The following is a 26,299-nucleotide window of genomic DNA, read 5'->3' as shown; positions in this document are numbered from 1 at the left end:
TTGCTGGTTGAACAACAAGAAGCGAAGCTGAAAGAAGCGGTCACAGCAGGCAAGCTGACGCAAGAGCAAGCTGACAAAATGAACGAAAACGCAGCAGATCGCGTGCAAAAAATGGTGGAAGGCAGCTTCACAAAAGGGGCATTCCGAGGACACGGCGAGAAAAAGGCAGAACAGGACAAAGCGGGCGAACAATAGTCCGCAAACGAACGCACAAAAGAGCAGGCGAATCTTCTCGCCTGCTCTTTTCCGTAGCGGAGCAGTCCGCCAACAACACCGGGATAGGCCGCAGTCAGCCGCTTGGCGGCGGTAATTGCGTGCACGCATGAGGTAAAAGGACAAACCCTGAATTGACACGCACCGGGAAAACACGATACATTCAAGGTAACTTATACCGTAATGAGGTGGCATGCAGCAAGATGAAAAAATCGTCTACCGATGTATTGTACCAGGAAGAGTCGACCTACAAGGACATGCTGTTGCGCAAAAGCTGGAGCATGCGGATTGCCGAGACCATCACCTTCGTTTTGGGGATGATGATTCTCGCACAAATTTTTCCGAGGAATGACGCGACCTTCAAAGTGTTGGCTATTGCGATTGCCATAGCAGTCGTCGGTCTTGCTCCATTCCTGTACAAGTCGATTATGCGTCCTGTGTACAAGCTGACGAAGACTCACCTGATCGTCAGCATCTCCGGAAAAGAAACGAGCTATCCTTTGTCAGAAGTGGAGCAGGTTTACGAAGGCCGCCATTTCTATCGCTTGGGAGGCAAAAAAGAATCGTTGATGGTTTCCAGGCAGTTTCTCAATCAGTTGAATGAGCGCTTGAGTTACTATAATAAAGGGAACAAGAGGAGATAGGAATGAAACCGTTTTGTCGTGACACTTGGGTTGAGGTTGATTTGGACGCCATCCGGACCAATGTTGAGACGTTCCGCGGCCATTTGCCGAAAAACACGGGCATTATGGCTGTCGTCAAGGCAGACGGTTACGGACACGGCGCTGTGCACGTAGCCAGGGAGGCGCTTGCGAGCGGTGCCGACACTCTGGCGGTGGCGATGCTCGATGAAGCGATTATTCTGCGACAGGCAGGAATCGAAGCGCCGATTTTGGTGCTCGGGTATACGCCGACTGATTCGCTCGAAAGTGCCAGCAGACTGAATGTTGAACTGACGACATACAGCACGGACTGGATTCGGGCAGCGAACCGACTGCTCGAACAAAAGGGCCTCGATCCCGTCCGCGTGCATGTAAAAACGGACACAGGCATGGGGCGTTTGGGCGTCCAGACAGCAGAGGCGTTGCTCGATGTGGTAGGCGCTCTCGAAGACAGCCCCAAGCTGGAATGGACAGGCATTTTCACCCACTTTGCCTGCGCGGACGAACCGGACACGACCCATGTGCGACGACAACACGAGACGTTTCAATCCTTTTTGCAAGCACTGCGCGCAGCGGGAAAGCAGTTGCCCACAGTACACTGCTGCAATACAGCTGCCGCCATCGCTTTTCCCGATTGGGGGTATGATACGATCCGTTTAGGCATAGGTTTATACGGATTGTATCCTTCACCGTACATGAAAGAGCGTGCGGACGTGACTCTTGTCCCTGCCCTTTCCCTGAAAACCAAAATTGCCCATGCAAAAACAGCAGTGGAGCCGTTTACGGTCAGCTATGGCGCGACTTATACGGCAGAACCAGGTGAGCGAATCGCCACTGTGCCCATTGGATACGCCGATGGGTATTCCCGCCTCTTGTCCAATCGGGGAGAAGTGTTGTACAATGGTTCCCGCTATCCAATCGTAGGGCGAGTCTGCATGGATCAAACCATGATCAGACTGGAACCGGAGGCTGGGCAGGTCGGCGATGAAATCGTTCTATACGGCAAACAGGGGGATGAGGAAATCTCTCTGGATGAGGTTGCTCAGTTGCTTGGAACGATTAATTATGAAGTCCCCTGCATGCTGAATTACCGGATTCCGCGCGTCTATGTCCGCAACAAGGAAATCACTGAGGTGTTTCATCCGCTGGCGATGAAGCATGTGCCTGTAAAAAGTGTAAATAACTAGCAAGCAAAAATCAGCAGGAGTTTTCTAGTGGAGCGCGAATATTAGTTAAGCGCAAATGCGGGCTTTTTTGCCTGAAACGCTTACGGATAGGTATATTTTTGCAATGGTTTCGACATAATGGTATTGTTCATACTGGCTGTTCTTTCAAGAACTGGCATGGTAGATGGAAGTTACGGTCATGGTTGGAGGTGGATTTGTCTTGTCGAAGTCAAACACGAAACGCATCATGATCAGTTTGCCGCAACACTTGCTACAGGAAGTGGATGGCGTCATTCAAAAGGAGAAATCCAATCGCAGCGAGTTTATTCGTCAGGCGATGCATTTGTATTTGAAGGAGCGTAAAAAACGTACGATCCGGGAGACAATGCAAAAAGGGTATATGGAGATGGCGAAGATTAATCTGAAAATGGCATCGGAGGCTTTTGGCGCTGAGGAAGAGGCTGACCATACTCTTGTCCGCTTAGTTAGCGGGGTGTGACCTGTGATTGTCAAACGTGGCGATGTATTTTTCGCGGACCTGTCACCGGTCGTTGGCTCTGAGCAAGGAGGCGTGCGGCCTGTTTTAGTCATTCAGAACGACATTGGAAATCGATTTAGTCCGACGGTCATCGTCGCAGCCATTACGGCGCAAATTCAGAAGGCAAAGCTGCCTACGCATGTGGAAATTGACGCAAAAACATATGGATTTGATCGTGACTCCGTCATTTTGTTGGAACAAATACGAACCATTGACAAACAAAGGCTGACCGATAAGATTACCCATCTCGATGACGAGATGATGGATCGGGTCAATGAGTCTTTACAAATCAGCTTGGGCCTCATTGATTTCTAAAAAATGAATCAAGTGCTGGGAGAGGAAAAGCCACTTGGGTGAAGCAAGTGGTTTTTTTGCTGTGGGGGCAGGGAATTGCCATGTCTGTAGCGAATGTGTTTGTTGTGAATAGTAGACAAAAAGTGACACGATTTGCTATTACTTCCGAGGTAGAGAAAAAACTTCGATCGCATTCATTTTCATTTATTTCTACCTATTAAGTGAGGGCGGAAGGGGTTTTTTGATTGTGGCAGAGCTGTAGTCCTGAGACAATCAAGATCAAACAAGAAACAGACATCGTAACAGCGAGACAAGTGGGGCGAAATATGTCGAGACAGCTCGGCTTCGGTACAATCATGCAGTCCCGAATCGCCACGTCCATCTCCGAATTGGCCCGTAACATTTATTTGTACGCAGGTAGCGGGACAATCACGATTGAGCCGATTGAAAAAAACGGTGTGATTGGCTTGCAAATGACCGCAATAGATGCGGGACCGGGAATCCCCGATATCCGCAAAGCTTTGGAAGACGGCTATTCGACTTCCGGCGCACTCGGGGCAGGGTTGCCAGGAGTCAGGCGCATGATGGATGAATTTGAAATCCACAGCTCCCGAGAAGAAGGAACTCGAGTGGTCGTCGTGAAGTGGAACAGCCCGCTGGAGGAGGGGAGAGACAAATGGTAATCCGAAGCTTGGAGGAAGAGTATGTAAAGCTTCTTCGGGATTACCTGAACGGCCCTGGCGAGGATCAGCTGTACGTAGCCCAGCAGATGGGCAAGTGGCTGCTCGCCCGCAATATTTCGCCGGAAGAATTGACAGATATGCATGGGCGGGCATTGGAAAAGCTGGGCGATGTCCCGGAATTTGTGCGTGCGTCCTTTTCCATCCTGACCGAAGTAATGATTGAATACGGCAACGAACATCGGTCCGTACATAGCTGGCGGAGCAGGCATCAACAGTTGGAAGCGGAGATGGCAGTGGCCCAGGCGATGCAGCAGACGCTTTTGCCTGGAGAAATACCCGCTTATCCCGGTTTGGAGATCGGCCTTGTCAGCATAGCAGCGAAGCAAATGTCCGGAGACTATTACGACTTTATTTGTCAGGACGAAGAGCGCTTTTGCCTGAGCGTTGCGGATATTACGGGAAAAGGAATTTCCGCAGCGATGTGCATGTCCATGCTCAAGTACGCGATTGACAGCTTGCGAGAGATGCCGCTTGGCCCTGACGAGATGCTGCACCATCTCAACCGGATCGTCGGTCGAAACATCGATCCGAGCATGTTTGTAACGATGCTCTACGGAGCGTACGATACGCGGCTCCATTCATTCCGCTATGCTGTGGCGGGGCATGAGCCTGGCTTTTTGTATCGGGCTTCAGAAAAAAAGTTTGCCGATTTGGAAGGACAAGGCTCAGCACTGGGGCTATGCCCGAGTAGCGAATACGAAGTGCGGGAAGTTCGCCTGGAACCGGGAGATGTTCTGATTCTTCTGACAGATGGTGTAACAGAATGCAAAAAAAACCGATACTATTTGCAAAGGGATGAGTTAATTCTCCACATGCAAGCCGAAGTGGGCGTCCATGCCCAAAAAATGGCGAACGCCCTGTACAACAGGCTGCTTACGCTCTCCCAATTTGAACTGCTGGATGACTACACCATGATTGTACTTCGAAGAACATGAAGCAATGCAAGGGAGGGAGATGGCGATGGATCTGTTCATGAACACCACTAGCCAGGAGGCAGAGCATCTGGTGGTCCTTGGGGGAGATATTGACGCCCATACAGGACCAAAAGTAAAGGAGACACTCATGTCTCTCGCAAATCAGCCTGGCGCCAGCCGCATTTTGGTCGATTTGGAAGCGGTCGAGTATATGGACAGCACAGGAATCGGAATTTTCATCGCGGCCATGAAAGCGTGCAAGCAAAACGGATGCGCGTTTGAGGTTCAAAAATTGTCTCCACGCGTGGAAAGGCTGTTTCGCATCACAGGCTTGTACGAACATATTGCCGTCCGCAAAGGAGAGAGCGAGTAATGGCTCAACAAAAACCTCTGGCTGACAGGATTCGGTTGACTTTGCCAAATCAAACGGATTACCTGGGCGTGGCGAGGCTTACTGTGTCGGGGATAGCGAATCGCATGGGCTTTTCCTATGAGGAGATTGAGGATATCAAGCTTGCAGTAGGGGAAGCGTGCACGAATGCAGTAAAACACGCGTACAAGGATAAAGAAGAAGCTGGTTTTATCCATATAGAATGTCAGGTTTGCTCCGATCGTCTGTGCATCGAGGTGAGCGATCAGGGCGTAGGATTTGCCGAAGAGCTGTTGCCAGAACAACTGACACCGATTTATGCAGGAAGAAACCTTGAGGATCTGGATGAAGGAGGTCTTGGCCTTTATCTCATCCACACACTGATGGACGAGGTAGTGATTCGCTCCGAATCAGGAGTGATGGTCTCCATGACCAAGTATGTTCGGCGGGATGGGGTGGCTGGCGATGACTGGACAATCTCGGAAACGGAAGTATAGTCCGGAGGAGCTCCGGCAGCTCATTCAACTGTATGGGCAGACAAGGGACGAAAGCCTGCAGGAGCAGTTGGTGACCGCCTATACTCCGCTAGTTGAAACGTTGGCCAAAAAGTTTGTGCGTGGACAAGTCATGTACGAAGACCTTGTCCAGGTGGGGATGATCGGGCTGCTTGCGTCCCTGCGCCGATTTGACCCTTCTTTTGACAGAACGTTTGAAAGCTTTGCGATCCCGACGATTGTCGGAGAAATCAAGCGATACATCCGGGACAAGACGTGGAGTGTGCACGTGCCGCGCCGTGTAAAAGAATTGAGCCCGAAGATCAAGCGCGTTGTGGATGAGCTGACAGCCAAGCTGCAACGTTCGCCGAAAATATCCGATATTGCGAACTGCCTGGGCGTAACGGAAGAAGCCGTATTGGAGACGCTCGAAATGGGGCGGAGCTACCATTCCCTTTCCATGGACAGCGAGCTGGAAGCAGACAACGACGGCAACACGATCACACTGCTGGATCTCGTCGGCCAGCAAGAAGTGGGCTACGGACAAGTCGAACAAAACTTGATGCTCGACCGGGCGCTGCACGTTCTGGACAAGCGGGAAAAAGAAATCATTCATTTAACCTTTTATCAAAATTTGAGCCAGAAGCAGGCCGGAGACATCATGGGCATGTCCCAGATGCATATTTCCCGCTTGCAGCGTCGTGCATTGGGCAAGTTGAGAGAGGCTTTGCGGGTAGAACAGCTGGAAACGGCGAGAACAGCAACCTAACAGGGAAGCTTGGGAGGAGGGGCATGTGCACCTCTTTTTTTTTGCCCGTTTCCAGACGTTGCTAGCAAATATGGTACAATAAACGGCGAAGTACGAGCGCAGGAGGAATGTATGGAGCTTACATTGATGATCCAGACAATCGCCCAGGATACGGGCGTCAAACCTCATCAGGTGGAACGCACGGTTGCCCTTTTGGATGAAGGCAATACCGTTCCTTTCATTGCCCGCTACCGAAAGGAAATGACCGGGCAGTTGGATGAAACGCAAATTCGGGCGATCGAGGAACGCGTGCGTTATTTGCGCAACCTGTCAGTACGCAAGGAAGAAGTAGTCCGGCTCATCGAGGAGCAGGGCAAGCTGACGGATGAATTGAAGGCGGCAATTGAGCGGGCCACGAAGCTGCAAGAAGTGGAAGACCTTTACCGACCGTACAGGCAAAAGCGCCGCACGCGAGCGACGATGGCCAAGGAAAAGGGATTGGAGCCGCTCGCCACGTACTTGTTGAGCCTGCCGAAAAAAGGTGATCCGCAAGAGGAAGCACAAAAATACGTGGATGCCGAAAAAGGCGTGGAAACGATCGAGCAAGCTTTGCAAGGGGCGATGGATATCGTTGCCGAACACATTTCCGACGATCCGGACATCCGCCAGTGGGTTCGCCAGCGCACCGTGCAAAAAGGGCTGCTGGTGACCGAGCAAAAGGCAGAAGAAGCAGACGAGAAAAACGTATACCAGATGTATTACGCATACAGCGAGCCTTTGAAAAAGGTTGTGCCCCATCGCGTGCTCGCCATCAACCGGGGAGAGAGCGAAGGCATCCTGAAGGTGACCGTAGAAGCGCCAGTCGCCGAGATTTTGGCCTGGGTGCAAAGGCGGATGGTTCCCGGCGAGACGGTCGTTCGCTCACTCATGGAGCAGACGGTCGAGGACGCGTACAAGCGCTTGATTGCGCCGTCGATCGAGCGGGAGGTACGCGCCGAGCTGACAGAGGCGGCAGAAGAGCGGGCCATCCACATTTTCGCGGAGAACTTGCGCAATCTACTGTTGCAGCCTCCGGTAAAAGGCAAAGTCGTTCTCGGGGTCGACCCGGCATTCCGGACTGGCTGTAAATTAGCTGTAGTCGATGAGACGGGCAAGCTATTGGAAGTAGCGGTCGTCTACCCTACTCCTCCGGTAAACAAAGTGGCAGAAGCAGCGGCAAAAGTTCGCCAGTTGATCGAGACGTACGATGTCAGTGTCATCGCGATCGGCAACGGTACGGCCTCGCGTGAGACGGAGCAATTTATTGCCAATCTGCTTAAGGAAATCAAGCGCCAGGTCATGTACATTATCGTGAATGAAGCGGGAGCGTCGGTGTACTCAGCTTCACCTTTGGCGAAAGAAGAGTTTCCGGACCTCGATGTAGCGGAGCGCAGTGCTGCCTCGATCGCCCGGCGTTTGCAGGACCCGCTTGCCGAACTGGTCAAAATCGACCCGAAATCGGTTGGCGTGGGCCAATACCAGCATGACGTGTCCCAGTCGAGATTGGCGGACAGCTTGCAATTTGTCGTCGAATCGGCGGTAAACCACGTCGGGGTGGACGTCAACACAGCATCCTCGTCGCTGTTGCAGTACGTATCGGGAATCAGCAAGCAAGTGGCGGGCAACATCGTGAAAAAGCGGGAAGAGATCGGCATGTTCTCGTCTCGCAGCCAGTTGAAGGAAGTTCCTCGACTGGGAGCCAAGACGTACGAGCAGTGCATCGGCTTTTTGCGCATCACAGGAGGAAGCGATCCGCTGGACAAGACCCCGATTCACCCGGAATCGTACGCGGCTACGCACAAGCTTTTGGCGATGATCGAAATTGCGCCGAGCGAAATCGGCAGCGAGCGCTGCAAAGAGCGCCTGCAATCGCTCGATATCGAGAAGACAGCCGAGCGGCTTGGCATCGGGGTTCCGACGCTCACGGATATTGTCGAGAGTCTGTTGCGTCCGGGACGCGACCCCCGCGATGAGCTGCCGAAGCCGCTCTTGCGCAGCGACGTGCTGCAACTGTCCGATCTCGGAGTAGGGATGAAGCTGCAAGGAACGGTTCGCAATGTGGTAGACTTCGGGGCGTTTGTGGATATCGGTCTGAAAAACGATGGGCTTGTTCACATTTCCCGGCTGAAAAAAGGCTTCGTCAAGCATCCGCTCGACGTTGTGACCGTAGGAGACATCGTGGATGTGTGGGTTGTCGAAATCGATGAAAAGCGCCAGCGCGTGGGCTTGACCATGATCGCCCCGGGCGAAGCGTAAACATAAAAAGGCGGCCTCCTGCTACTCGGGACGGCCGCCATGTTTTTCCCAATATAAGAACCAGCAACTGTTCAGCAAACGAATTTGTCGAATGTCCTTCCCGTTGAAGGCACGCTGCAACTGCTTACGCATCCATTGGGGCATGTAGGTACCTCCTGGAATTATTCGCCTATTGGCAATGTATGCACAAAGACGATCAGGAGGTACTTATTTTCCAAAAAACTTACTCTTCGTCGCGCAAAAATTCAAGTTGGGCCTGTAAAGCGCGAATCTCGGTCAACAAGGAGATCAGTGGATACTGACTCTCGGGGAGTGCGGCAAAGCGTTCTTCCAGACTGCTGACGTAATCGAGTCCATCCACAACGGCAAGTCCGCTTCCCAAAAGCTCCAGGTCGGCGCATTCCGCAAGCACGCTCGGCAGCTGTGGTCGATCCTCGATGGTCAGCTTGTCGATTTCCTTGTACAGTCGCTTGAACAGGGCAACAAGCTGATACATATGCGTTTCAGGCAGCGCAACGAACGTCAACCCGTCTTTTTCCTGCAAGATCAAATAGCGCATAAGCTCCTCCAAACCAATCTACTTTTCTTCCACCCAGTGTAGCCTATCTGTCTGGCACTTTTCAACAGGAACTGCTATGGTGAAAAGGAGAGAGGAGCGTTAGAGAGGACATGACCGATACCGAATTGCAAGAGCTGGTGGAGCAAATCTCCACTCAATTTTTCGCCAAGCCATTTCGTCATCGGGCTCGCTTCAACAGCAGATTGCGCACGACAGGCGGACGGTATTTGCTGCGCTCCCACGATATTGAATTGAATCCCAAACATCTGGCGGAGCATGGAGAAGGCGAGTTGATTGCGATCATCAAGCATGAGCTGTGTCACTATCATTTGCATCTGGAGAAAAAAGGCTACCGCCACGCAGATCAAGACTTTCGCAGACTGCTTGCCCAGGTCGGCGGCAGCCGGTATTGCCAGCAGGTAGGCAGCGGCAGAGCGGTGATGCCTTATCGCTACGAGCTTGCCTGCCATTCGTGCGGGATGACGTATAAACGAAAAAGGCGAATGGACCCTTCCCGCTACCGCTGCGGACGATGCCGGGGAACGTTGCAGCTGAGAGAACTGAAGTAGCAAGCGAGACGCGGCTTTCTTGCGTGCATTTTGACACGAGAGGTATAATGGACTGACTATGCAAAAAAGGAGCGTTCGAGGTGGCACATGACGAATTTTCCCTGATCCGGCAATGGACGAGCCGTTCGGACGGACAGGAAGGAGACGGCTTGACTGTCGGGCTGGGGGACGATGCCGCCGTTTTTTCTCCTTCGCCAGAGATGGAAATTGTGGCCTGCTGCGACGCGATGGTCGAGACCGTTCACTTTTTAAAAGAAACGATGCGGCCAAGTGACATCGGCTACAAAGCCGTTACAAGCAATGTAAGCGACGTCGCGGCGATGGGCGGATACGCCCGCTATGCGTTGGTCAGCATCGCCGTCGCACCGCACTGGACGCCGGAAGAGTGCCATGGCATATACGATGGAATTTACGCGGCATGTGACATGTATGGCGTGAAAGTAATCGGCGGAGATACGGTATCCGCACCAGATGCGTTGCACTTGTCTGTCACGGTGCTTGGCGAGGTGGAAAAAGGACGCGCCATTCGGCGTTCGCACGCCCGCGCGGGGCAAGCTGTTTTTGTAACAGGACATGTGGGCAGTTCTGCCGCCGGTTTGCATGTGTTGCTACAAGATCGGCAAGAACAGCAGTCTGTGACTGAATGGTCAGGGCGTTGGGCGAAACTGATAGCAGCTCACCAGAGCCCGGTCGCTCAGGTAAAAGCTGGGCGTCTGCTCCTGCAATCAGGTGTTTGCGGGGCGTTGAATGATGTCAGTGACGGATTGGCTTCCGAGCTGTGGGAAATCGCGGAGGCAAGCTCGGTCAATATTTGTGTAGACGCCGCCCTGATCCCGATCGAGGAAGAGGCGCGGGCCTGCGCCTTGCAGTTCGGAAAAGACCCGGTGGAGTGGGCATTTTACGGCGGAGAGGACTACCAGCTCGTCGGAACAATCGAAGCGAGCGAGGTTGATGCCGTCCGCGAACGTTTTGCGGCAGCGGGCATCCTGTTCTCTGTAATCGGTGCGGTGGAAGCCGAGCAGACTGCTGCACCCAAGCTGTCGCTGCGGACTGGCGAAAGCCGAACGGCTCTGCCGAAAGCAGGCTACAATCATTTCAAGCGGCGCGAGTAAGCGAGGAGTGGATAAAATGGGCTATATCTGGAAGCTTGCAGGCGCGCAGGAAACGCAGCGTTTTGCAGAGCAACTGGCACAGTGTCTGGCCCCGAGTGACTTTTTGGCGCTGGAAGGCGATCTGGGGGCCGGAAAGACGACGTTTACCCAAGGGCTTGCACGAGGGCTTGGCGTTCGCCAAGTAGTGAACAGTCCGACGTTTACGATCATAAAAGAATATCAGGGGCGCTTGCCGCTTTATCATATGGACGTCTACCGGGTAGGGGATGATCCTGATTCGCTTGGGCTGGACGATTACTTTTTTGGCGAGGGAGTCTGTGTCGTCGAGTGGGCCTCCTTGCTTGAGGATTACTTGCCGGCGGATCGGCTGACGGTTTTCCTGCGAACATCTGGCGAGGATGAGCGAAGCATCGAGCTGTGTCCCAAGGGAGAGCGTTACGTGAAATTGTGTGAGGAGTTTGATTTTGATGCGCGTACTGGCGATTGATACATCCAATCTGGTGTTAAGTGTAGCGGTGGTGGAGGAAGAACGCGTCCTTGCCGAAATGACGACGAATCAGCAAAAAAACCATTCGATTCGGCTGATGGACTGCGTAAGCGAGTTGCTGGATGCGACCGGAACCTCTCCTGAGCAGCTTGGCGGCTTTGGAGTAGCGAATGGACCAGGCTCCTATACGGGAGTGCGCATTGGAGTGGCTACGGCCAAAAGCATGGCATGGTCGTTGAACGTGCCAGTCATCGGCGTTTCCAGCCTGGAAGTAGTGGCTATGAATGCTTTGGGCTTTCCCGGGTTGATCGTACCGTTGTTCGACGCTCGCCGGGGACAGGTGTACACAGGCTGCTACCGCGCGAACGGTCTGGACGCGGTTGACGTGCAGGGGGATGAAAAAATCATCTTGCTCCAGGACTGGTTGCCCCAGCTCAGGGATATGGCTCAAGGACAGCCGATTCTTTTTCTGGGCGAAGATGTGCGGATTCACCGGGAAGCGATTGCACAAGAACTGGGAGAGCAGGCCCGCTTTGCGTCTCCCGCATCCAATCACCCTCGTGCCGCTCATATCGGATACGTGGCATTGCGCCGACTGCAGCAAGCGGGCAGTGCGCACGAGCTAGTGCCCGAGTATTTGCAACTGGCGGAAGCCGAAGCGAAGTGGCTTGCCCAAAAGCAGGCGGGGGCCGTAAAGGAGTAGAAGGATGAGCCAACCAATCGATTTGGAATATCGTTTCATGACGATGCAGGACGTCGGGGCTGTGGCTGAATTGGAGCGACTGTCGTTTTCCACTCCTTGGCCGCACGACGCATTCGTCAATGAGCTGACGAAGAACCCGAACGCCCGTTATGTCGTCGTTGTCCACCAGAACCGGATCGTCGCTTACTGCGGCATGTGGATCGTGCTTGACGAAGCCCATATTACCAATGTGGCCGTCCATCCATTGTTCCGCGGGAAAAAAATCGGGCTGGGTCTCATGATCAAAATGATGGGAGTCGCGAGGATGTTTGGGGCGAAAAGCATGACGCTGGAAGTCCGTCCATCCAACCTTGTGGCGCGGAACATGTACACCAAGCTCGGTTTTCGCGAGCATGGCGTGCGCAAAAGATACTATTCAGATAACAATGAGGACGCAATCATTATGTGGGTGACTTTGTAATGAACAAGACGACTACATCGCGCTACGAGATGCGCGTACGAGAAGCATATGAGGCGCATAAAAAGTCTGGCGCGCCCGTGTATATTTTAGGAATCGAGACTAGCTGCGACGAGACATCGGCATCTGTCGTGCGCGATGGCCGCGAGGTGCTGTCCAATGTCATCGCTTCACAAGCAGACATCCACAAGCGCTTTGGTGGCGTGGTGCCGGAGGTCGCATCCCGCAGACATGTGGAGAACATTACGCTGACCATTGAGCAAGCTTTGGCTGAGGCAGACAAGAAGCTGGAGGACATTTCCGCCATTGCGGTAACGTATGGACCAGGTCTTGTAGGCGCCCTGCTGGTCGGGGTAGCGGCGGCAAAAGCTATTTCGCTGGCAAGGGGAATCCCGCTTATCGGTGTCCATCATATCGCAGGACATATTTACGCCAACCGGCTTGTCGAGGAGATGGACTTTCCGTTGATCGCTCTCGTTGTTTCCGGCGGTCATACGGAGCTTGTCTGGATGAAGGGGCACGGACAGTTCGAAATTTTGGGCGAGACGCGAGACGACGCTGCCGGAGAGGCGTATGACAAGGTAGCGCGGGCGCTGAACATGCCGTATCCGGGTGGACCGCACATTGACCGACTCGCGCATGAAGGGGAACCGAACGTCCCGTTGCCGCGTTCCTGGCTGGAACCGGACTCCTACGATTTCAGCTTTAGCGGTCTGAAATCAGCCGTGCTCAACACGTTGCACAACGCAGCGCAACGGGGAGAGACGATTGAACCCGCGAATTTGGCCGCGAGCTTCCAGGACTCGGTGACCGAAGTGCTGGTGGAAAAAACGATTCGCGCCGTCCGCGCTTGCCAGGCGAAGCAAGTGCTTTTGGCAGGCGGCGTAGCTGCGAACCGCGGCCTGCGGGAACGTTTGCAGGCACGTTGCGAGTCTGAGGGAATCCCGCTTGTCATCCCGCCTCTCTCGCTTTGCACGGACAACGCTGCCATGATCGCGGCAGCAGGCTATATCAAGTATGAAAAAGGGCAGTTTGCCGCTCTCGATCTGAACGGCGTCCCTGGTTTGTCGCTGAATGAAAACGAACAGTAAACGATTTAAAACGAAAAGTCCATTCCCGGGAATGGGCTTTTTTTCGTCCCTCGTACTCCCAGAAATCGAGCTTTTTCGACATTATCCACAAGTTCAGGATAACTTTCCGGGTTGTTCTCACAGCCCCCTGTGAATACTGGTGATAACACGAGAAAATGACCGGGAAATTCACGTATAGCCTGTGGATTATTTTGTGGAATATGTGGATAAAAATTTCTGGTTATCAACAGGAGGAACCCGATGAAGTCCAAAATCGTGCTGCTCTTTTTGCTCATCCTGATATTGTTTGCACATACAAATCCCGGAAAAACGCTGGCAGTTCAAGAAAAACCGCAAGTCATCCTGTTGTTTGTGGAAGGGATGTCTTTTGCCGATCTGGAAAAGCTCAAAAGCTTGCCGCTTGTGGATAAGTGGATCAGCCAAGCGGGGGCAGCAGCTCTTTCTTTGCGCACGCCAGGGCCGCGAACGGCTGCGAATGGCTACTTGCTGATGGGGAGCGGAGGACAGGCTCTGTACACAGAGCGAAGCGGCACAGCCTATCACCCCGCGGAAATTTTTTCGCCGCGCGAGACGGCAGGAGAGCGGATGCAGGAGTTGGGAGGCTATCGGGCGCACGACTTGGCGCGCTCAGCGATCCTTTTTCCCGGTATATTCCGTCTGCATGAGGACAACCGCGACAAGCCGTATACTTCCCGCCTTGGACTGTTGGGCACGACACTGGCAGCATACAAGATTCGGATCGCCTCCTACGGCAATGGAGACTTTGAGGAAACCAGGCAAAGGCAGGCTGTGCTTTTCGCTATGGATCAGGAAGGGAGAGTTCCTGCCGGAGACGTATCGGAAGCAAACTCGCTGTCTGTCAGAGGATACCCGTACGGAGTGAAAACGAATACGGCCTACTTGCTCGATCGGATTCGCGCAGACCGTTCATCCGGGTTGATTGCGGTACAGCTTTCTGATTTGTCCCGCCTGTATCAGCTGGGGCCGGACATGGAGCCGGGGCAGTTTGCGAGACAATATCAGCGCGTCCAGAACGATTTGGCGCAGTTTCTCGACCAGTTGCTTTCCTTGCGCAGAGCTAACCAGATGATCATGCTGGTATCGCCCGCCGTCAATTCCGTGGCGGCAAAAGACAAGGCGCTGCTCTCGCCGCTTTTGCTGTGGTCGGATCAGTCTTCCGGGCTGCTGACTTCTGCAACGACGCGCCAGAACGGTCTCGTGAGCGGGCTGGATGTGTTGCCGACAGTGCTGACCTGGCTGGACGTGCCTGTCCCTAAAGGGTTGACGGGTCATTCCATTTACCGGACAGAAGGCGACCTGTCGCAACTGCTCAGCCAAGTGGAACAGATTCATCATACGTACGCGACAAGGCCGTCTGTCCTGTACACTTACGTGATGCTGCAAATTGTGACGGTAGGCTGCGCAGCGCTGCTGTGGATGTGGGGGAGAAGAAGAGAAGGAGTGGGGCTGTCGCGCATGCGCAGAGGAGTTCGCCTGGCGCTTCTGGCGTTGCTCTGGTTCCCTGCGTTGCTTTTGCTGGAAGCGGCGCTGGATTGGAAGGTGCGCGGCTCGCTGATACTGGGAGTATTGATCATGGCTGCTCTGGCGATTGCCTTTTGGCAGGAGAATCAATCGCTCGCAAAAATAACGCTGGGTGTCAGTGCGGTCACGGTGGCAGTTGTATGTCTCGACGGGTGGACGGGAGCAACGTTGATGCGGCAGTCTTTTCTCGGCTATGATCCGGTGATCGGGGCGCGGTTTTACGGATTGGGCAATGAATACGAGGGAGTGATCATCGGAGGAACGGTCATGCTTGTCGCTTCCTTGTACCAGCTGTATCGGGAGCGGACGAGAGTGCTCCCTGTGGCTGGCTTGGCACTGCCCGGCGGTTCCTTGCTCGTCTGTGCGGTTGTGCTCTACTACATGGTCGCGCCGAACCTGGGGACAGATGCGGGCGGCTTTCTGGCAGGCTTGATCGGGCTTTTTGTCGCGTTTGCCCGGCTGCATAACCTGCGAATCGGCAAAAAAGGCCTCCTGCTGTTAACAGGCGGCCTCGTTCTCGGGGTAATCGGGTTGATGGCGACGAGTCTGTTGTCCGACCAGCCGCTCACCCATGTAGGGAGAGTCTCGCAGCAAATACTCGCAGGTGAATGGGGCGAGGTCGGACAGATGATCGAGCGAAAGCTGGCGATGAACGTGCGGCTGATTCGCGTCTCGATCTGGAGCAAAGTCTTTGCCGTCTCGCTCATTGCACTGGGCGTGCTCTCTTTGAAAAATGACCGCTTTCTCCGGCATCTGGCGCAAGACACGCCTTATTTGGTAAAAGGCTTCGCCGGAGTCATCGCCGGATCGCTCGCAGGTCTTGCGTTGAATGACTCCGGGATCGTGACGGCTGCGACCTGCATTTCGTTTCTGATCGTTCCAGCGCTTTACGCGGCTTTGGAGGAGCCTGAGCAAAAGCGCTGCTCCACGTAGACAGAGCGTCTGCCTCGCTTATTCCTCGGACAGCGAGCTCCATTCATCATACAGCTGCTCCAGCTCCTGTTTGGCGGCCTGGATCAGATCGTTGCGCTCTTTGGCCTGCATATGATCGCTGTAGATTTCCGGGAGACACAGTTCTTCCTCCCACTTGACGATATCGGCTTCCCGCTTTTGGATCGTTGCCTCGATCTCTTCCAGACGGCGCTGGCGCTGGCGCTCGCGCCGTTTTGCTTCTTTGTCCAGCTCGTAGGACGATTTTTCCGCCTGGGCGGCTGTAGTCGTTCCCTGCTTTTTCGCTGGCTGCGCGGCTTGCTCGGCGGCCAGCTCCTCCAGTTCCTGCTTCTTTTCCACGTAGTAGTCGTAGTTGCCCAGATAGCTTGTCACGCCATTGCCTGTCAGCTCCAGCACGCGGCTGGCGATTTTGTTCAGGAAGTAGCGGTCATGGGAGACGAACAAAATAGTGCCCGGATAGTCGTAGAGCGCGTTTTCCAGCACTTCTTTGCTGAAAATGTCCAGATGGTTCGTCGGCTCGTCGAAAATGAGGAAGTTGGCTTGCTTCAGCATCAGTTTGGCCAGGGAGACACGCGCGCGCTCGCCGCCTGACAGATCGCTGATTTTCTTTTGGACATCGTCGCCGCTGAACAAGAAATTGCCGAGCAGCGTCCGCACGTCTTTTTCCAGCATGTTCGGATACTCGTCCCAGATTTCCCCCAGCACAGTGTTGCGCTCGTTCAGGTTGCGGTGTTCCTGGTCGTAGTAGCCGATTGTGACGTTGCTTCCGAAGTGTACGTCTCCGGCAAGAGCTTGCAACTGTCCGACAATCGTTTTCAGCAAAGTAGATTTGCCGATCCCGTTTGGCCCGACCAGTGCGACGCGTTCCTCGCGCTCGATTTCAAAAGTCAGGCCGCGGGAGAGAACGGCATCCGGGTAGCCGACAGACAGGTTGCTTGCTTTCATGACGATGGTTCCGCTCATTTTGGCTACTTCAAAGGAAAAATTCACCGACTTGTTGTTCATGATTGGCTTGTCCAGACGGTCCATTTTCTCCAATGTTTTGCGTCTGCTCTGCGCCCGTTTGGTTGTCGTGGCGCGAGCGATGTTGCGGGCGATGAAATCTTCCAGCTTGGCGATTTCCTCCTGCTGCTTCTCGAACCGCTTCAAATCCTGCTCCAGCCGGGCAGCCTTTTCATCGAGGAAGCGGCTGTAGTTGCCGACATAGCGCGTAGCGCGAGTCCGTTCGATTTCGTAGACGACAGTCACCAGCTTGTCGAGGAAGTAACGGTCATGGGATACGACCAGGATTGCTCCCTGATAGTTTTGCAAATACGTTTCCAGCCAGGTGAGCGTCTCGATATCGAGGTAGTTGGTAGGTTCGTCCAATAGCAAAATCGTCGGAGATTGCAGCAGCAGCTTGGCAAGCGCCAGCCGCGTTTTCTGCCCGCCGCTCAATGTCTTGATCGGGGTCTGGTAGTCCATGTCCGCAAAGCGCAAGCCGTGCAGGACGCCGCGAATGGCTCCTTCGTAGCTGTAGCCGCCTTTTTCCTTGAAAGCTTCCGAGCGCAGCGAGTAGTTCTCCAAAATTTGCTGGTATCGTTTTTCATCTGCCAGCACGGCCGGGTCGCCCATTTTGGCTTCCAGCTCGCGCAATTCCTTTTCCTCCGCCCGCAAGTGGTCGAACACGCTCAGCAGCTCATCCCAAATACATCGCTCCGATTCGAGGCCGCCGTTTTGGGCCAGGTAACCGACCGTTACGTCTTTCGGGATGCGAACCAGCCCGCTGTCATAGCTCAACTCGCCCGCAAGTATTTTCATCAGGGTAGATTTGCCCGCGCCGTTTACGCCGACCAGTCCGACCCGTTCTCCTGTTTGTATTTGCAGAGAGATGTCCTGTAGAATGGTTTCGATGCCATACGTTTTTTCTATATGTTCAGCCTGTAGCAAAATCATCTGATTCACCTCTTTATATAGTAATGCAAGTGTAGCCTAGAGAGAGCGCACGGGACAAGCCTTCAGGACGCGGTCCTTGTGCGAAAGGAGAGGGGACAAGCCGCCATGGACCAAAAAACGAATAAAAAGCAGCTGCGAAGCCATATTTTGGAGAGGCGAAAAGCGCTTCCGGCAAGTGAGCGAGAGCAGTATTCTGCGCACATATGCCGTCACCTTCTGGAGAATGAGCGGATTGCCAGTGCCAGGGCGATTTTTGCCTTCCATCCGTTTGGCGACGAAGTAGACATCTTGCCTTTCATTCGGGAAGCGATGAACAGAGGCCAGGAAGTTTGGCTGCCGCTTGCTTTGGTCGAGCAGCGCCGATTAATCCCTTACCGATTTACCGGAGAACATATGCTGAAGCAGGGCGTGTACGGAATTATGGAGCCGGACCCGGAAAAAGCAGAGGAAGCGGATGTGTCTCTGTTGGAGGCCGTAGTTGTGCCAGGTGTCGCTTTTGACAGGCATGGCGGCAGAATGGGCTACGGCGGCGGGTTTTACGATCGCTTTTTGGCTGGACTGGACAGACTGCCGTTTTTAGTAGGGGTTGGCTTCTCCATGCAGGTCGTGGAGCATGTCCCGCTGGAGCCTCACGACATCCGGCTTGACGGGATTGTAACGGAAAAAGGCTATTTTCAATCGTGAAGGTTTTGTGTCAGGCGCTTCCTTTTTCGCGCTATTCTCTCTACACTATGGACAAAAAAGTGTACAATATGAACGAATGAGAAAACGGAGGAATGAACTGTGGGTAAATGGAAGGTAGGCGTTATCTCGGCGAGTGATTCGATTGCCAGAGGAGATCGGGCAGATGATCGGATTCCCATCATCCGCAATCTGACAAGGGATTGGCTGGACGTAGATGTTGCTGTCTACCGTGCCGTTACTGATGATATGGAAGACTTGCAGGAGCATATGATTGAGCTGGTGGATCGTGAAAAATGCGACCTGCTGATCGTCACTGGCGGGACAGGGCTCAGCCCGCGCGATGTTACGCCGGAAGTGACAGAATGGGTCATCGACCGGCCTGTACCGGGGCTGGCGGAAGAAATGCGCCGTGCCGGCTTGCAGCAATCCCGCCGTGCGATGCTGACGCGCGCTGTTGCGGGTACGCGCGGCAACTCGCTCATCATTAACCTCCCTGGAAACCCTAAAGGGGTCGAAATCTGTTTTAATGCGATCGGCGACATGCTCGCGGACGCTTTGCACATTTTGCAAGGAACAGGGGAAGCCAACGAAGATTGGGGAGGATTGGGTTGGTAGAAAAACCGAAAATGCGGGAAGTTCCAGTGCGGGAAGCCATCGGCATGATGCTGCCGCACGACATGACGCAAATTTTGCCTGGCGAGTTTAAAGGCCGCCTGTTTAAAAAAGGACATGTCGTGACCGAAGCGGATATTGAGCCGCTTTTGTCCATCGGCAAGGAGCACATTTACGTGCTGGAGATGCCTGAGGGCTTCATTCATGAAGAAGAGGCAGGCATTCGGATTGCCAAGGCCGTATCCGGGCAAGGCTTGACGCTGACGCCTCCGTACGAGGGCAAAGTATCGATGAAAGCATCGCGGACTGGCCTTGCCAAGATCAACGAAGAAGCGGTGCATGCCTTGAACACGCTGGAGGGAATTGCCTTTTCCACCATGTACGGTGATCAAATCGTGCATCCGGGGCATACTTTGGCTGCCACGAGAATTATTCCCCTGATCATCGAGGAGACGCGCATCATTGAACTGGAACAGTTGGTCAAGCAGTTTGACGGCCCGATTATTCAGGTGAAGTCGTTTGAGGAGAAGCGAGTCGGTCTCGTTACGACCGGAGGGGAAGTATTCTCCGGCAGAATTGCGGACAAGTTCGGCCCGGTGATTCGGAACAAAGTGGAAGCGCTCGGCTCTACTGTTGTGGACCAACGTTTTGCTCCTGACGACAAGGAAGCGATTGAACAGCAAATTCACTCGTTCCTCGACGAAGGCGTCGATCTGGTGCTCGTCACGGGCGGTATGTCCGTCGATCCGGATGACAGGACGCCGGGAGCGATCGCAGGTGTAGGAGCGGAAGTGGTTCGATACGGAACGCCGATGCTGCCTGGCTCCATGCTGATGGTTGCCTATAAAGGGGAAGTTCCAATTCTCGGCCTTCCTGGAGCTGTGATGCATGAGCCGTTCACTTCATTTGATGTGTTTTTGCCGCGGATTCTTGCAGGAGAACGAATTGTTGCTTCTGACATGACGAGACTCGGTTATGGCGGTTTACGGAAGTGTTAGCTGGTTAGACTGGCAAATAACAGGAAAAAGGAGTGAAGAAAATGAGTTCGATTGGGATTCCTGGATTGATTCTGATTCTCGTGTTGGCGTTGGTGCTGTTCGGCCCGAAAAAACTCCCGGAGCTTGGACGCGCCGTGGGACACACGCTGAAAGAGTTTAAAAACGCTACGCGCAGTTTGACTAGCGATGACGATGAGGACGACGAAGCGAAGAAAAAGGAGCTGGCTGCCAAAGAAGCTCCGGCGAAAGCGGCAGTCGTGACCGAGAAGGACGCTTTTGATCGTGAAAAAATCGAGCGTGAAGTTCGCGAACGTCTGGAGCGCGAGCGCTTGGAAAAGGAAATTCGTGAAAAGCTGGAATTGGAACGCCTTCAGATGGAGAAAGAGCAGCAGAAGGCATAATCAGGTAAGGTGGTTGCCATGAGAGATCGTGAAATGACAGTGGTTGAACACCTGACGGAGTTGCGCAGGCGCATCATATGGGTGCTGGCGGTGTTTGTCGTCGCGCTGATAGCCGGTTTTTACTTTGCCGGTCCGTTGATTGAATACTTGAAGCAAGAGCCGATTGCCGATGGAGTGCCGATTATTTCCCTGCATCCATCCGATGCTCTTCGCGTGTACATGCAGTTTGCCTTTTTGATTGGTGCGGTGGCGGCGCTGCCTGTCGCCTTGTTCCATCTTTGGCGCTTCGTTTCGCCAGGTTTGGAGGAACGTGAGCGACGCGGTTCGCTTTACTTTATTCCGGCGGCCTGTTTGCTTTTTATCGTAGGCATTTTGTTTGGTTATTACGTCGTATTTCCGATGATCATGCAGTTCATGACCGGCATGACTGCGACGATCGGGGCTGACCCCAATTACGGAATCGCCGAGTATTTTGGCTTCCTGTTCAACATGGTCATCCCGTTCGGCATTTTGTTCCAACTGCCGATCATCGTGATGTTCCTCACCCGTCTGCGCATCCTCAACCCGATGAGGTTGGCAAAAGTAAGACGGTTGGCCTATTTCGGACTGGCTGTAGTCGGGATTACGCTGACGCCACCTGAGATTGTCAGCGACATCATGGTGACGATTCCGCTTTTGCTGCTGTACGAGATGAGCATTTGGCTGTCGCGCATCGTGTACCGCAAGCAGCTGCGCGAAGAAGCCGAGTGGGAAAAAGAATACGGCAGCTACGAAACGGACGAGCTGGTACGATAACTTATACGAAAGAAGACCCGTGCTATGGAATGGATAGCAGCGGGTCTTTTTTTATTGCCAAGCGGTTGGCATGACTTTGCAAACAGGTGGGAGATACTAGAAAAGTTAATAAGGGAGGTGCTTGCAAACCATGTGGCTGATTTTATGTTTGACTCTGTTCTTTTCGTCCGGTTCCGCAGTTGGTGCAGAGCAGGTAGAGTTGTTCGATTCCGACAAGCAGCAGGTTGTCGCCACGTTTGCCAATTCAGACGTGTTTCAAAAAGAAGCGGAGCAGCTGCTTGCGACAGTGAGTGGGCGAGTGCAGGAACTGAACCCGTCTTTGGACCATGTGATGATTGTGAAAATACCGTTGGCTCCTCCCAAGCGGTTGAAGCTTGCCTCGGCTAGTTTGGATACCGACATTGCCGAGATGTTCGTCATCATGCCCAAAAAAGGCGGAAGACGTCCCTGGCTGATTTTGCACACGAAAGAGTACGAGACGGTCGTGGTCGAGTTTACAGGCGCGGTGGATCAGTTGCGGGCGAACGTTCAATTGCGCTGAGGAAGGATCACTTGTTGGGAGTAAGGAACGCTTGGGTGAAATAATCAGTGATGACCCCGACACCTAGCTGGGTGAAGTCCTTTTCCAGGATGTTTTTCCTGTGCCCGGGACTGTTCATCCAGCTTTCGTGCGCTTCAATGGCGTCGGGGTAACCTGCCGCAATATTTTCCCCCGCCATGCTGTAGGTGATATTCGCTTGCTTCAGACGGTCAAAAGGACTGCTTCCGGTCGTCGGGGAGATGTGGTCGAAGTAATCGTTTGTTTCCATATCAAGGCTGTGCCCTCTGGCGACCTGGGCGGCTTCCTCGTTCCATTGCAGGGGAGGTAGCTTGTAGCGGTAGCGGGTGACGTTGACGAGATCGATGGTCTGCCGTTCGTTGGCGAGGTTGACTTGTTCCCGTTGGCCTACATTCAGGACTGGAGGATCGAAGTCAGGCGCTTGCCCTTGGTAGGACCATTTCGTCTCGTAAAATCCGCCGCGCAAAAGCATTTGCGTGTCGATCATGCGCAACCCGGTCACTTTGTTGCCATTTTGCTTGTCCAAATAAAAAATGTGCGGGACTCCGTCTTTCATGACGAGCGGGCGCTGCTGCTTTTGATTGGTGATCTGGATGTTCGCTCCCATATAGGAAAAGGTGATTGTATTTTGCAGAGGGTACTGGCGCTCCAATGCTTGCAGGCTGCTGCCCACGCCGATGTTGCCAAGTGCTGCATCCGGGGCGAGAGAGTAGAGATCGACGACTTTGCCGCTTGCGATGCCCACCTGCACGAACTTGGCCGGATCGCGATTGTACACCCACCATTCATAGCCGAGACTGCTCGGGTCTTTGCGAGCCGGTTCGCCCAACAGCTTTTTGACCTCATCGGAGGACATGCCGATTGTCATGCCAAAAAGCGTAGCAGATGATTTCATTGAAGCATCTCCCGAATCGGCCGTTTTTGCCGGAGCGTTTTGAGCTGGCGCGGTAGCGGGTATGGCGTCCTCCGCTTTGGGAGACGATGGAGCAGGGGAGCCGCTGACTTCTGACGACAGCTCGGTCGGGACTGTCGGAGGCTGACCAACCCAGGCAAAATGCGAGGATTCGTCCCAGCCGACAGGTTTGTTGAGATGCCGCCCGATCATGGAAAGAGGGACGTAAAGCGTTCCGCGATATTCCAGGGAAGCGGGCAACTCCTGGCCTCTCTCTACATAATACCCTTGCGCATTGCCTGTGGCGATTTTGCGTCCGTCCCAGTAGATGTCGGCAGGGTAGATATTTACCCGTATAAAGGAAGTGGTGTCCGATGAGAACAAACGGCTGATCCCCAGCACACCGAGGGCAATCAAGCCGATCCAGAGCCATTTTTGCATGGAACATTTCCCTCCTTGGCAGGCTTGTCTGATCGTATGTTTGATTTATATGAGACAGACTGATTGCTAGAACCGTCTGCTAGAAAAAGTCATCTAGTAGAAGAACGGCAAATCGAGACGAGCGGTTGGGAAAAAATGAGGGAAACTACTTGCAAAGTACATAGCGATTCATTATTATAGGAATTGGGTGTTAGCACTCAACTGTTATGAGTGCTAACAACAGAAACTTTGTTTACCTACATTTTTTGAGGAGGGTGTTTTTAGTGCTTAAGCCATTGGGTGACCGTGTGGTAATCGAAGCTATCTCCAAAGACGAAACGACTGCAAGCGGTATCGTTTTGCCTGATTCTGCAAAGGAAAAACCGCAAGAAGGCCGAGTAATCGCAGTTGGTTCTGGCCGTGTTGCTGACAACGGCGAGCGCATCGCTCTGGAAGTAAAAGAAGGCGATAAAGTAATCTTCTCCAAATACGCTGGTACTGAAGTTAAGGTAGACAATAAAGAATACCTCGTGCTGCGCGAATCCGATATCCTCGCGATCATCGGTTAAGGCTCTTGACATAGGAAGTCGAACGACAAAACACATATCAGGAGGTAGAGATTAGATGGCAAAACAAGTCAAATTCTCTGAAGACGCTCGCCGCTCCATGCTCCGCGGTGTGGAAACTTTGGCAAATGCGGTTAAAGTAACCCTCGGTCCAAAAGGCCGTAACGTGGTTCTGGAGAAAAAATTCGGTTCTCCACTCATTACAAACGACGGCGTAACCATCGCGAAAGAAATCGAGCTGGAAGACGCTTACGAAAACATGGGTGCGCAACTGGTTAAAGAAGTTGCTACCAAAACAAACGACATCGCGGGTGACGGTACAACCACTGCAACTGTTCTGGCTGCAGCTATGATCCGTGAAGGTTTGAAAAACGTAACAGCTGGCGCTAACCCGATGGTAATCCGTCGCGGTATGGAAAAAGCTGTTCGCGCTGCTGTGGAAGAAATCAAATCCATCGCGAAACCAGTTGAAAACAAATCTTCTATCGCACAAGTAGCTGCGATTTCCGCTGACGATCAAGAAGTTGGTAACCTGATCGCTGAAGCTATGGAAAAAGTGGGTAAAGACGGCGTAATCACCGTTGAAGAATCCAAAGGTTTCGTAACGGAACTGGAAGTAGTAGAAGGTATGCAATTTGACCGCGGCTACGCTTCCCCTTACATGATCACTGACACTGACAAGATGGAAGCGGTTCTGAACAACCCTTACATCCTGATCACTGACAAAAAAATCTCCAACATCCAGGAAGTTCTGCCTGTACTGGAGCAAGTAGTACAAAGCGGCAAACCACTCCTGATCATCGCTGAAGATGTGGAAGGCGAAGCGCTGGCTACTCTCGTAGTGAACAAACTGCGTGGTACCTTCACAGCTGTAGCAGTAAAAGCTCCTGGCTTCGGCGATCGCCGCAAAGCTATGCTGCAAGACATCGCTGCTTTGACTGGTGGCGAAGTGATTACAGAAGAGCTCGGTCTGGATCTGAAATCCACCAAGCTGGAGCAACTGGGCCGCGCTGGCAAAATCGTGGTTACCAAAGAAAACACAACTGTTGTTGAAGGTGCTGGCGACAAGGCAGCTATCGAAAGCCGCGTAGCGCAAATCCGTCAACAAATCGAAGATACTACTTCCGATTTCGATCGCGAAAAACTGCAAGAGCGTCTGGCTAAACTGGCTGGCGGCGTAGCAGTTATCAAAGTCGGTGCAGCTACTGAAACCGAATTGAAAGAGAAAAAACTCCGCATCGAGGACGCTCTGAACTCTACTCGCGCAGCAGTAGAAGAAGGTATCGTACCTGGCGGTGGTACTACTCTGATCAACGCAATCAAAGCGGTTGAAGCGATCAAAGTAGACGGCGAAGAGGCTGTAGGTGTACAAATCGTACTCCGTTCCCTGGAAGAGCCAGTTCGTCAAATCGCTGCGAACGCAGGGCTGGAAGGTTCTGTAATCGTAGAGCGTCTGAAAAAAGAAGCAGTTGGCATTGGTTTCAACGCAGCGAGCGAAGAGTATGTGAACATGCTCGAAGCTGGTATCGTTGACGCAGCGAAAGTAACTCGCTCCGCACTGTCCAACGCTGCATCTGTAGCGGCTATGTTCCTGACTACAGAAGCAGTAATTGCTGACAAACCAGAAGAAAACAAAGCTCCTATGGGCATGCCAGATATGGGTGGCATGGGCGGTATGGGCATGATGTAAGAAAGCGGCTCGCCGTTTTCTGCAAGAAGAGGCAGACATATGTCTGTCTCTTTTTTTATTGGAAAGGCTCTTTGCTCGTGTCGGCAACTGTTGTTCCGCTTCTTGCCGGAGTGTTACGATATAACTGATTGCGCTGAAAGCATACATTTGCGGTGATGCTTCATCTGTCTGCTGCTCGCTCGGTGCTGTGGCGAGCTTGAATAGCGAGTCGCCTGTAAAAAGGCATTATGTATTGCACCCCGGTTCATCTGCTGAAGCAAGGAGAGCTTGTGAAGCTTTTGAGGGGGAGAAGCCAGAGTATGACTTCTATGCGTTTTAAGGCCCTTGTGATGGCTGCTAGGGGGTTACGGAAGAATATCACTCATAGCTGTACGGGCACTTAGTAGCCCAATTAGAAGACATTTCAGCTGTTGTCTGGTCGAGTGCAGGTGCGGGAGCAATCTTCTATAGATCAGCCATTGCAAATGCAAGAACGATTGGAACCGTTTCTATCTTCTGCTGTAGCCGTTTTGCGGAGAAGCTGCGCATGGTTTTCCGCAGTGGATTTATGGGTTAAAATTCCAGAGATTTTATACTTGCGTTTTAATCGTGAACTTGATAAGATAACTCTTGTCGCTTTTGAAAGGGTTTTTAAACAGAGTGAAAAAAACACGAACTTCTAAAAATAACCCTTGATTTTAAAAAGAAGACATGATATAGTTTAAAAGGTCGGCACCACGAGGTGCTGATAACAAAAAGAAGAACAAAATGCTCTTTGAAAACTGAACAGCGAAAGCGTTGATGAGTCTATCATTAATGATTTGCCAGCTTTGAACCAGTAACAAACTTTATTGGAGAGT

At 52.9% G+C, this 26,299-nt stretch carries 29 protein-coding genes and 1 pseudogene; 26 read left to right on the top strand and 4 right to left on the bottom strand.

Going from position 1 to position 26,299, the window contains the following annotated elements; translation table 11 throughout:
• The 11 genes and pseudogenes from M2298_RS27775 to M2298_RS27725 form a co-directional block, all read left to right on the top strand.
• Nucleotides 1–195: pseudogene (locus tag M2298_RS27775) on the top strand (hypothetical protein); the annotation flags it as partial.
• A gap of 221 nt (nt 196–416) precedes the next feature.
• The gene (locus M2298_RS27770; protein WP_122966579.1) at nt 417–857 is read left to right on the top strand and encodes a hypothetical protein; all 441 of its coding nucleotides are present in this window, start codon (nt 417–419) and stop codon (nt 855–857) included.
• 2 nt (nt 858–859) lie between these two features.
• Complete coding sequence (gene alr / locus M2298_RS27765; protein WP_122966578.1) at nt 860–2,062, top strand: alanine racemase; 1,203 nt, start codon at nt 860–862, stop codon at nt 2,060–2,062.
• 178 nt (nt 2,063–2,240) lie between these two features.
• Entirely contained in the window at nt 2,241–2,540 is a 300-nt protein-coding gene (locus M2298_RS27760) for a CopG family ribbon-helix-helix protein (protein ID WP_025845698.1), read from the top strand.
• Nucleotides 2,541–2,543: 3 nt separating this feature from the next.
• Nucleotides 2,544–2,894 (top strand): type II toxin-antitoxin system PemK/MazF family toxin, encoded by a 351-nt coding sequence (locus tag M2298_RS27755; RefSeq protein ID WP_005830205.1) that lies wholly within the window; start codon nt 2,544–2,546, stop codon nt 2,892–2,894.
• A 224-nt stretch (nt 2,895–3,118) separates the two neighbouring features.
• Entirely contained in the window at nt 3,119–3,556 is a 438-nt protein-coding gene (locus M2298_RS27750) for an anti-sigma regulatory factor (protein ID WP_122966577.1), read from the top strand.
• Nucleotides 3,550–4,551 (top strand): PP2C family protein-serine/threonine phosphatase, encoded by a 1,002-nt coding sequence (locus M2298_RS27745; protein WP_122966576.1) that lies wholly within the window; start codon nt 3,550–3,552, stop codon nt 4,549–4,551. The genes M2298_RS27750 and M2298_RS27745 overlap by 7 nt, the downstream gene beginning before the upstream one ends.
• 25 nt (nt 4,552–4,576) lie before the next feature.
• Nucleotides 4,577–4,903: an anti-sigma factor antagonist gene (locus M2298_RS27740; protein ID WP_063229461.1), complete on the top strand. Its 327-nt coding sequence runs from the start codon at nt 4,577–4,579 to the stop codon at nt 4,901–4,903.
• Nucleotides 4,903–5,397: an anti-sigma B factor RsbW gene (gene rsbW, locus M2298_RS27735; RefSeq protein ID WP_122966575.1), complete on the top strand. Its 495-nt coding sequence runs from the start codon at nt 4,903–4,905 to the stop codon at nt 5,395–5,397. The genes M2298_RS27740 and rsbW overlap by 1 nt, the downstream gene beginning before the upstream one ends.
• Complete coding sequence (gene sigB / locus M2298_RS27730) at nt 5,366–6,163, top strand: RNA polymerase sigma factor SigB (protein WP_122966574.1); 798 nt, start codon at nt 5,366–5,368, stop codon at nt 6,161–6,163. The genes rsbW and sigB overlap by 32 nt, the downstream gene beginning before the upstream one ends.
• Before the next feature lie 111 nt (nt 6,164–6,274).
• A complete protein-coding gene (locus M2298_RS27725; protein ID WP_280649350.1) occupies nt 6,275–8,437 on the top strand; it encodes a Tex family protein in 2,163 nt (720 codons plus the stop codon).
• A 21-nt stretch (nt 8,438–8,458) separates the two neighbouring features.
• On the opposite strand, the gene cmpA is transcribed toward M2298_RS27725, so the two are convergent.
• Together cmpA and M2298_RS27715 are read right to left on the bottom strand one after the other, a co-directional pair.
• Nucleotides 8,459–8,581, bottom strand: coding sequence for a cortex morphogenetic protein CmpA (cmpA, locus tag M2298_RS27720; protein ID WP_122966572.1), 123 nt, complete (start codon nt 8,579–8,581; stop codon nt 8,459–8,461).
• 79 nt (nt 8,582–8,660) lie between these two features.
• A complete protein-coding gene (locus M2298_RS27715; RefSeq protein ID WP_063229465.1) occupies nt 8,661–8,996 on the bottom strand; it encodes a hypothetical protein in 336 nt (111 codons plus the stop codon).
• 110 nt (nt 8,997–9,106) lie between these two features.
• Between M2298_RS27715 and M2298_RS27710 the strand changes: the two genes are divergently transcribed.
• The 7 genes from M2298_RS27710 to M2298_RS27680 all read left to right on the top strand — a co-directional run bounded on the left by M2298_RS27710 (nt 9,107) and on the right by M2298_RS27680 (nt 15,890).
• A complete protein-coding gene (locus M2298_RS27710) occupies nt 9,107–9,565 on the top strand; it encodes a SprT family protein (RefSeq protein WP_280649349.1) in 459 nt (152 codons plus the stop codon).
• Nucleotides 9,566–9,645: 80 nt separating this feature from the next.
• Nucleotides 9,646–10,677 carry a thiamine-phosphate kinase gene (gene thiL, locus M2298_RS27705; protein WP_280649348.1) on the top strand — a complete coding sequence of 344 codons (1,032 nt, stop codon included), beginning with the start codon at nt 9,646–9,648 and terminating at the stop codon, nt 10,675–10,677.
• A 16-nt stretch (nt 10,678–10,693) separates the two neighbouring features.
• Nucleotides 10,694–11,164: a tRNA (adenosine(37)-N6)-threonylcarbamoyltransferase complex ATPase subunit type 1 TsaE gene (gene tsaE, locus M2298_RS27700; protein ID WP_122966568.1), complete on the top strand. Its 471-nt coding sequence runs from the start codon at nt 10,694–10,696 to the stop codon at nt 11,162–11,164.
• Nucleotides 11,145–11,867 (top strand): tRNA (adenosine(37)-N6)-threonylcarbamoyltransferase complex dimerization subunit type 1 TsaB, encoded by a 723-nt coding sequence (gene tsaB, locus M2298_RS27695; protein WP_122966567.1) that lies wholly within the window; start codon nt 11,145–11,147, stop codon nt 11,865–11,867. The genes tsaE and tsaB overlap by 20 nt, the downstream gene beginning before the upstream one ends.
• A 4-nt stretch (nt 11,868–11,871) precedes the next feature.
• Nucleotides 11,872–12,327, top strand: a complete 456-nt coding sequence (rimI, locus tag M2298_RS27690; protein WP_122966566.1) for a ribosomal protein S18-alanine N-acetyltransferase — start codon at nt 11,872–11,874, stop codon at nt 12,325–12,327.
• Nucleotides 12,327–13,415: a tRNA (adenosine(37)-N6)-threonylcarbamoyltransferase complex transferase subunit TsaD gene (gene tsaD / locus M2298_RS27685; RefSeq protein ID WP_122966565.1), complete on the top strand. Its 1,089-nt coding sequence runs from the start codon at nt 12,327–12,329 to the stop codon at nt 13,413–13,415. Before rimI ends, tsaD begins: the two co-directional genes overlap by 1 nt.
• Before the next feature lie 240 nt (nt 13,416–13,655).
• Nucleotides 13,656–15,890, top strand: a complete 2,235-nt coding sequence (locus tag M2298_RS27680) for a hypothetical protein (RefSeq protein ID WP_280649347.1) — start codon at nt 13,656–13,658, stop codon at nt 15,888–15,890.
• An 18-nt stretch (nt 15,891–15,908) separates the two neighbouring features.
• Here M2298_RS27680 and M2298_RS27675 read toward each other — a convergent pair whose 3' ends face one another.
• Complete coding sequence (locus tag M2298_RS27675; RefSeq protein WP_122966563.1) at nt 15,909–17,843, bottom strand: ABC-F family ATP-binding cassette domain-containing protein; 1,935 nt, start codon at nt 17,841–17,843, stop codon at nt 15,909–15,911.
• Between the two features lie 105 nt (nt 17,844–17,948).
• Here M2298_RS27675 and M2298_RS27670 point away from each other — a divergent pair, with 105 nt between their 5' ends.
• The 6 genes from M2298_RS27670 (at nt 17,949) to M2298_RS27645 (ending at nt 21,874) form a co-directional block, all read left to right on the top strand.
• Nucleotides 17,949–18,527, top strand: coding sequence for a 5-formyltetrahydrofolate cyclo-ligase (locus M2298_RS27670; RefSeq protein ID WP_122966562.1), 579 nt, complete (start codon nt 17,949–17,951; stop codon nt 18,525–18,527).
• Between the two features lie 99 nt (nt 18,528–18,626).
• Nucleotides 18,627–19,142: a MogA/MoaB family molybdenum cofactor biosynthesis protein gene (locus M2298_RS27665; protein ID WP_122966561.1), complete on the top strand. Its 516-nt coding sequence runs from the start codon at nt 18,627–18,629 to the stop codon at nt 19,140–19,142.
• Nucleotides 19,136–20,137: a molybdopterin-binding protein gene (locus M2298_RS27660; protein WP_122966560.1), complete on the top strand. Its 1,002-nt coding sequence runs from the start codon at nt 19,136–19,138 to the stop codon at nt 20,135–20,137. The genes M2298_RS27665 and M2298_RS27660 overlap by 7 nt, the downstream gene beginning before the upstream one ends.
• A 41-nt stretch (nt 20,138–20,178) precedes the next feature.
• Complete coding sequence (tatA, locus tag M2298_RS27655; RefSeq protein ID WP_063229477.1) at nt 20,179–20,538, top strand: twin-arginine translocase TatA/TatE family subunit; 360 nt, start codon at nt 20,179–20,181, stop codon at nt 20,536–20,538.
• An 18-nt stretch (nt 20,539–20,556) separates the two neighbouring features.
• Nucleotides 20,557–21,333, top strand: coding sequence for a twin-arginine translocase subunit TatC (gene tatC / locus M2298_RS27650; protein WP_122966559.1), 777 nt, complete (start codon nt 20,557–20,559; stop codon nt 21,331–21,333).
• 130 nt (nt 21,334–21,463) lie between these two features.
• Nucleotides 21,464–21,874 (top strand): hypothetical protein, encoded by a 411-nt coding sequence (locus M2298_RS27645; protein ID WP_122966558.1) that lies wholly within the window; start codon nt 21,464–21,466, stop codon nt 21,872–21,874.
• Nucleotides 21,875–21,881: 7 nt separating this feature from the next.
• On the opposite strand, the gene M2298_RS27640 is transcribed toward M2298_RS27645, so the two are convergent.
• Complete coding sequence (locus tag M2298_RS27640; RefSeq protein WP_173599854.1) at nt 21,882–23,225, bottom strand: CAP domain-containing protein; 1,344 nt, start codon at nt 23,223–23,225, stop codon at nt 21,882–21,884.
• Between the two features lie 263 nt (nt 23,226–23,488).
• On the opposite strand from M2298_RS27640, the gene groES reads away from it, so the two are divergent.
• Together groES and groL are read left to right on the top strand one after the other, a co-directional pair.
• Complete coding sequence (gene groES, locus M2298_RS27635; protein ID WP_007721023.1) at nt 23,489–23,773, top strand: co-chaperone GroES; 285 nt, start codon at nt 23,489–23,491, stop codon at nt 23,771–23,773.
• A 55-nt stretch (nt 23,774–23,828) separates the two neighbouring features.
• On the top strand, nt 23,829–25,460 hold the full coding sequence (groL, locus tag M2298_RS27630; RefSeq protein ID WP_063229481.1) for a chaperonin GroEL: 1,632 nt from the start codon (nt 23,829–23,831) through the stop codon (nt 25,458–25,460).
• Nucleotides 25,461–26,299: the final 839 nt, after the last annotated feature.

The sequence above is a fragment of the Brevibacillus sp. 1238 genome, assembly GCF_029892995.1.
In the GTDB taxonomy this organism is placed as follows: Bacteria; Bacillota; Bacilli; order Brevibacillales; family Brevibacillaceae; genus Brevibacillus; species Brevibacillus parabrevis.
Note: the sequence above shows the minus strand (reverse complement) of the source record. Positions and strands in the feature narration are given on the sequence as shown.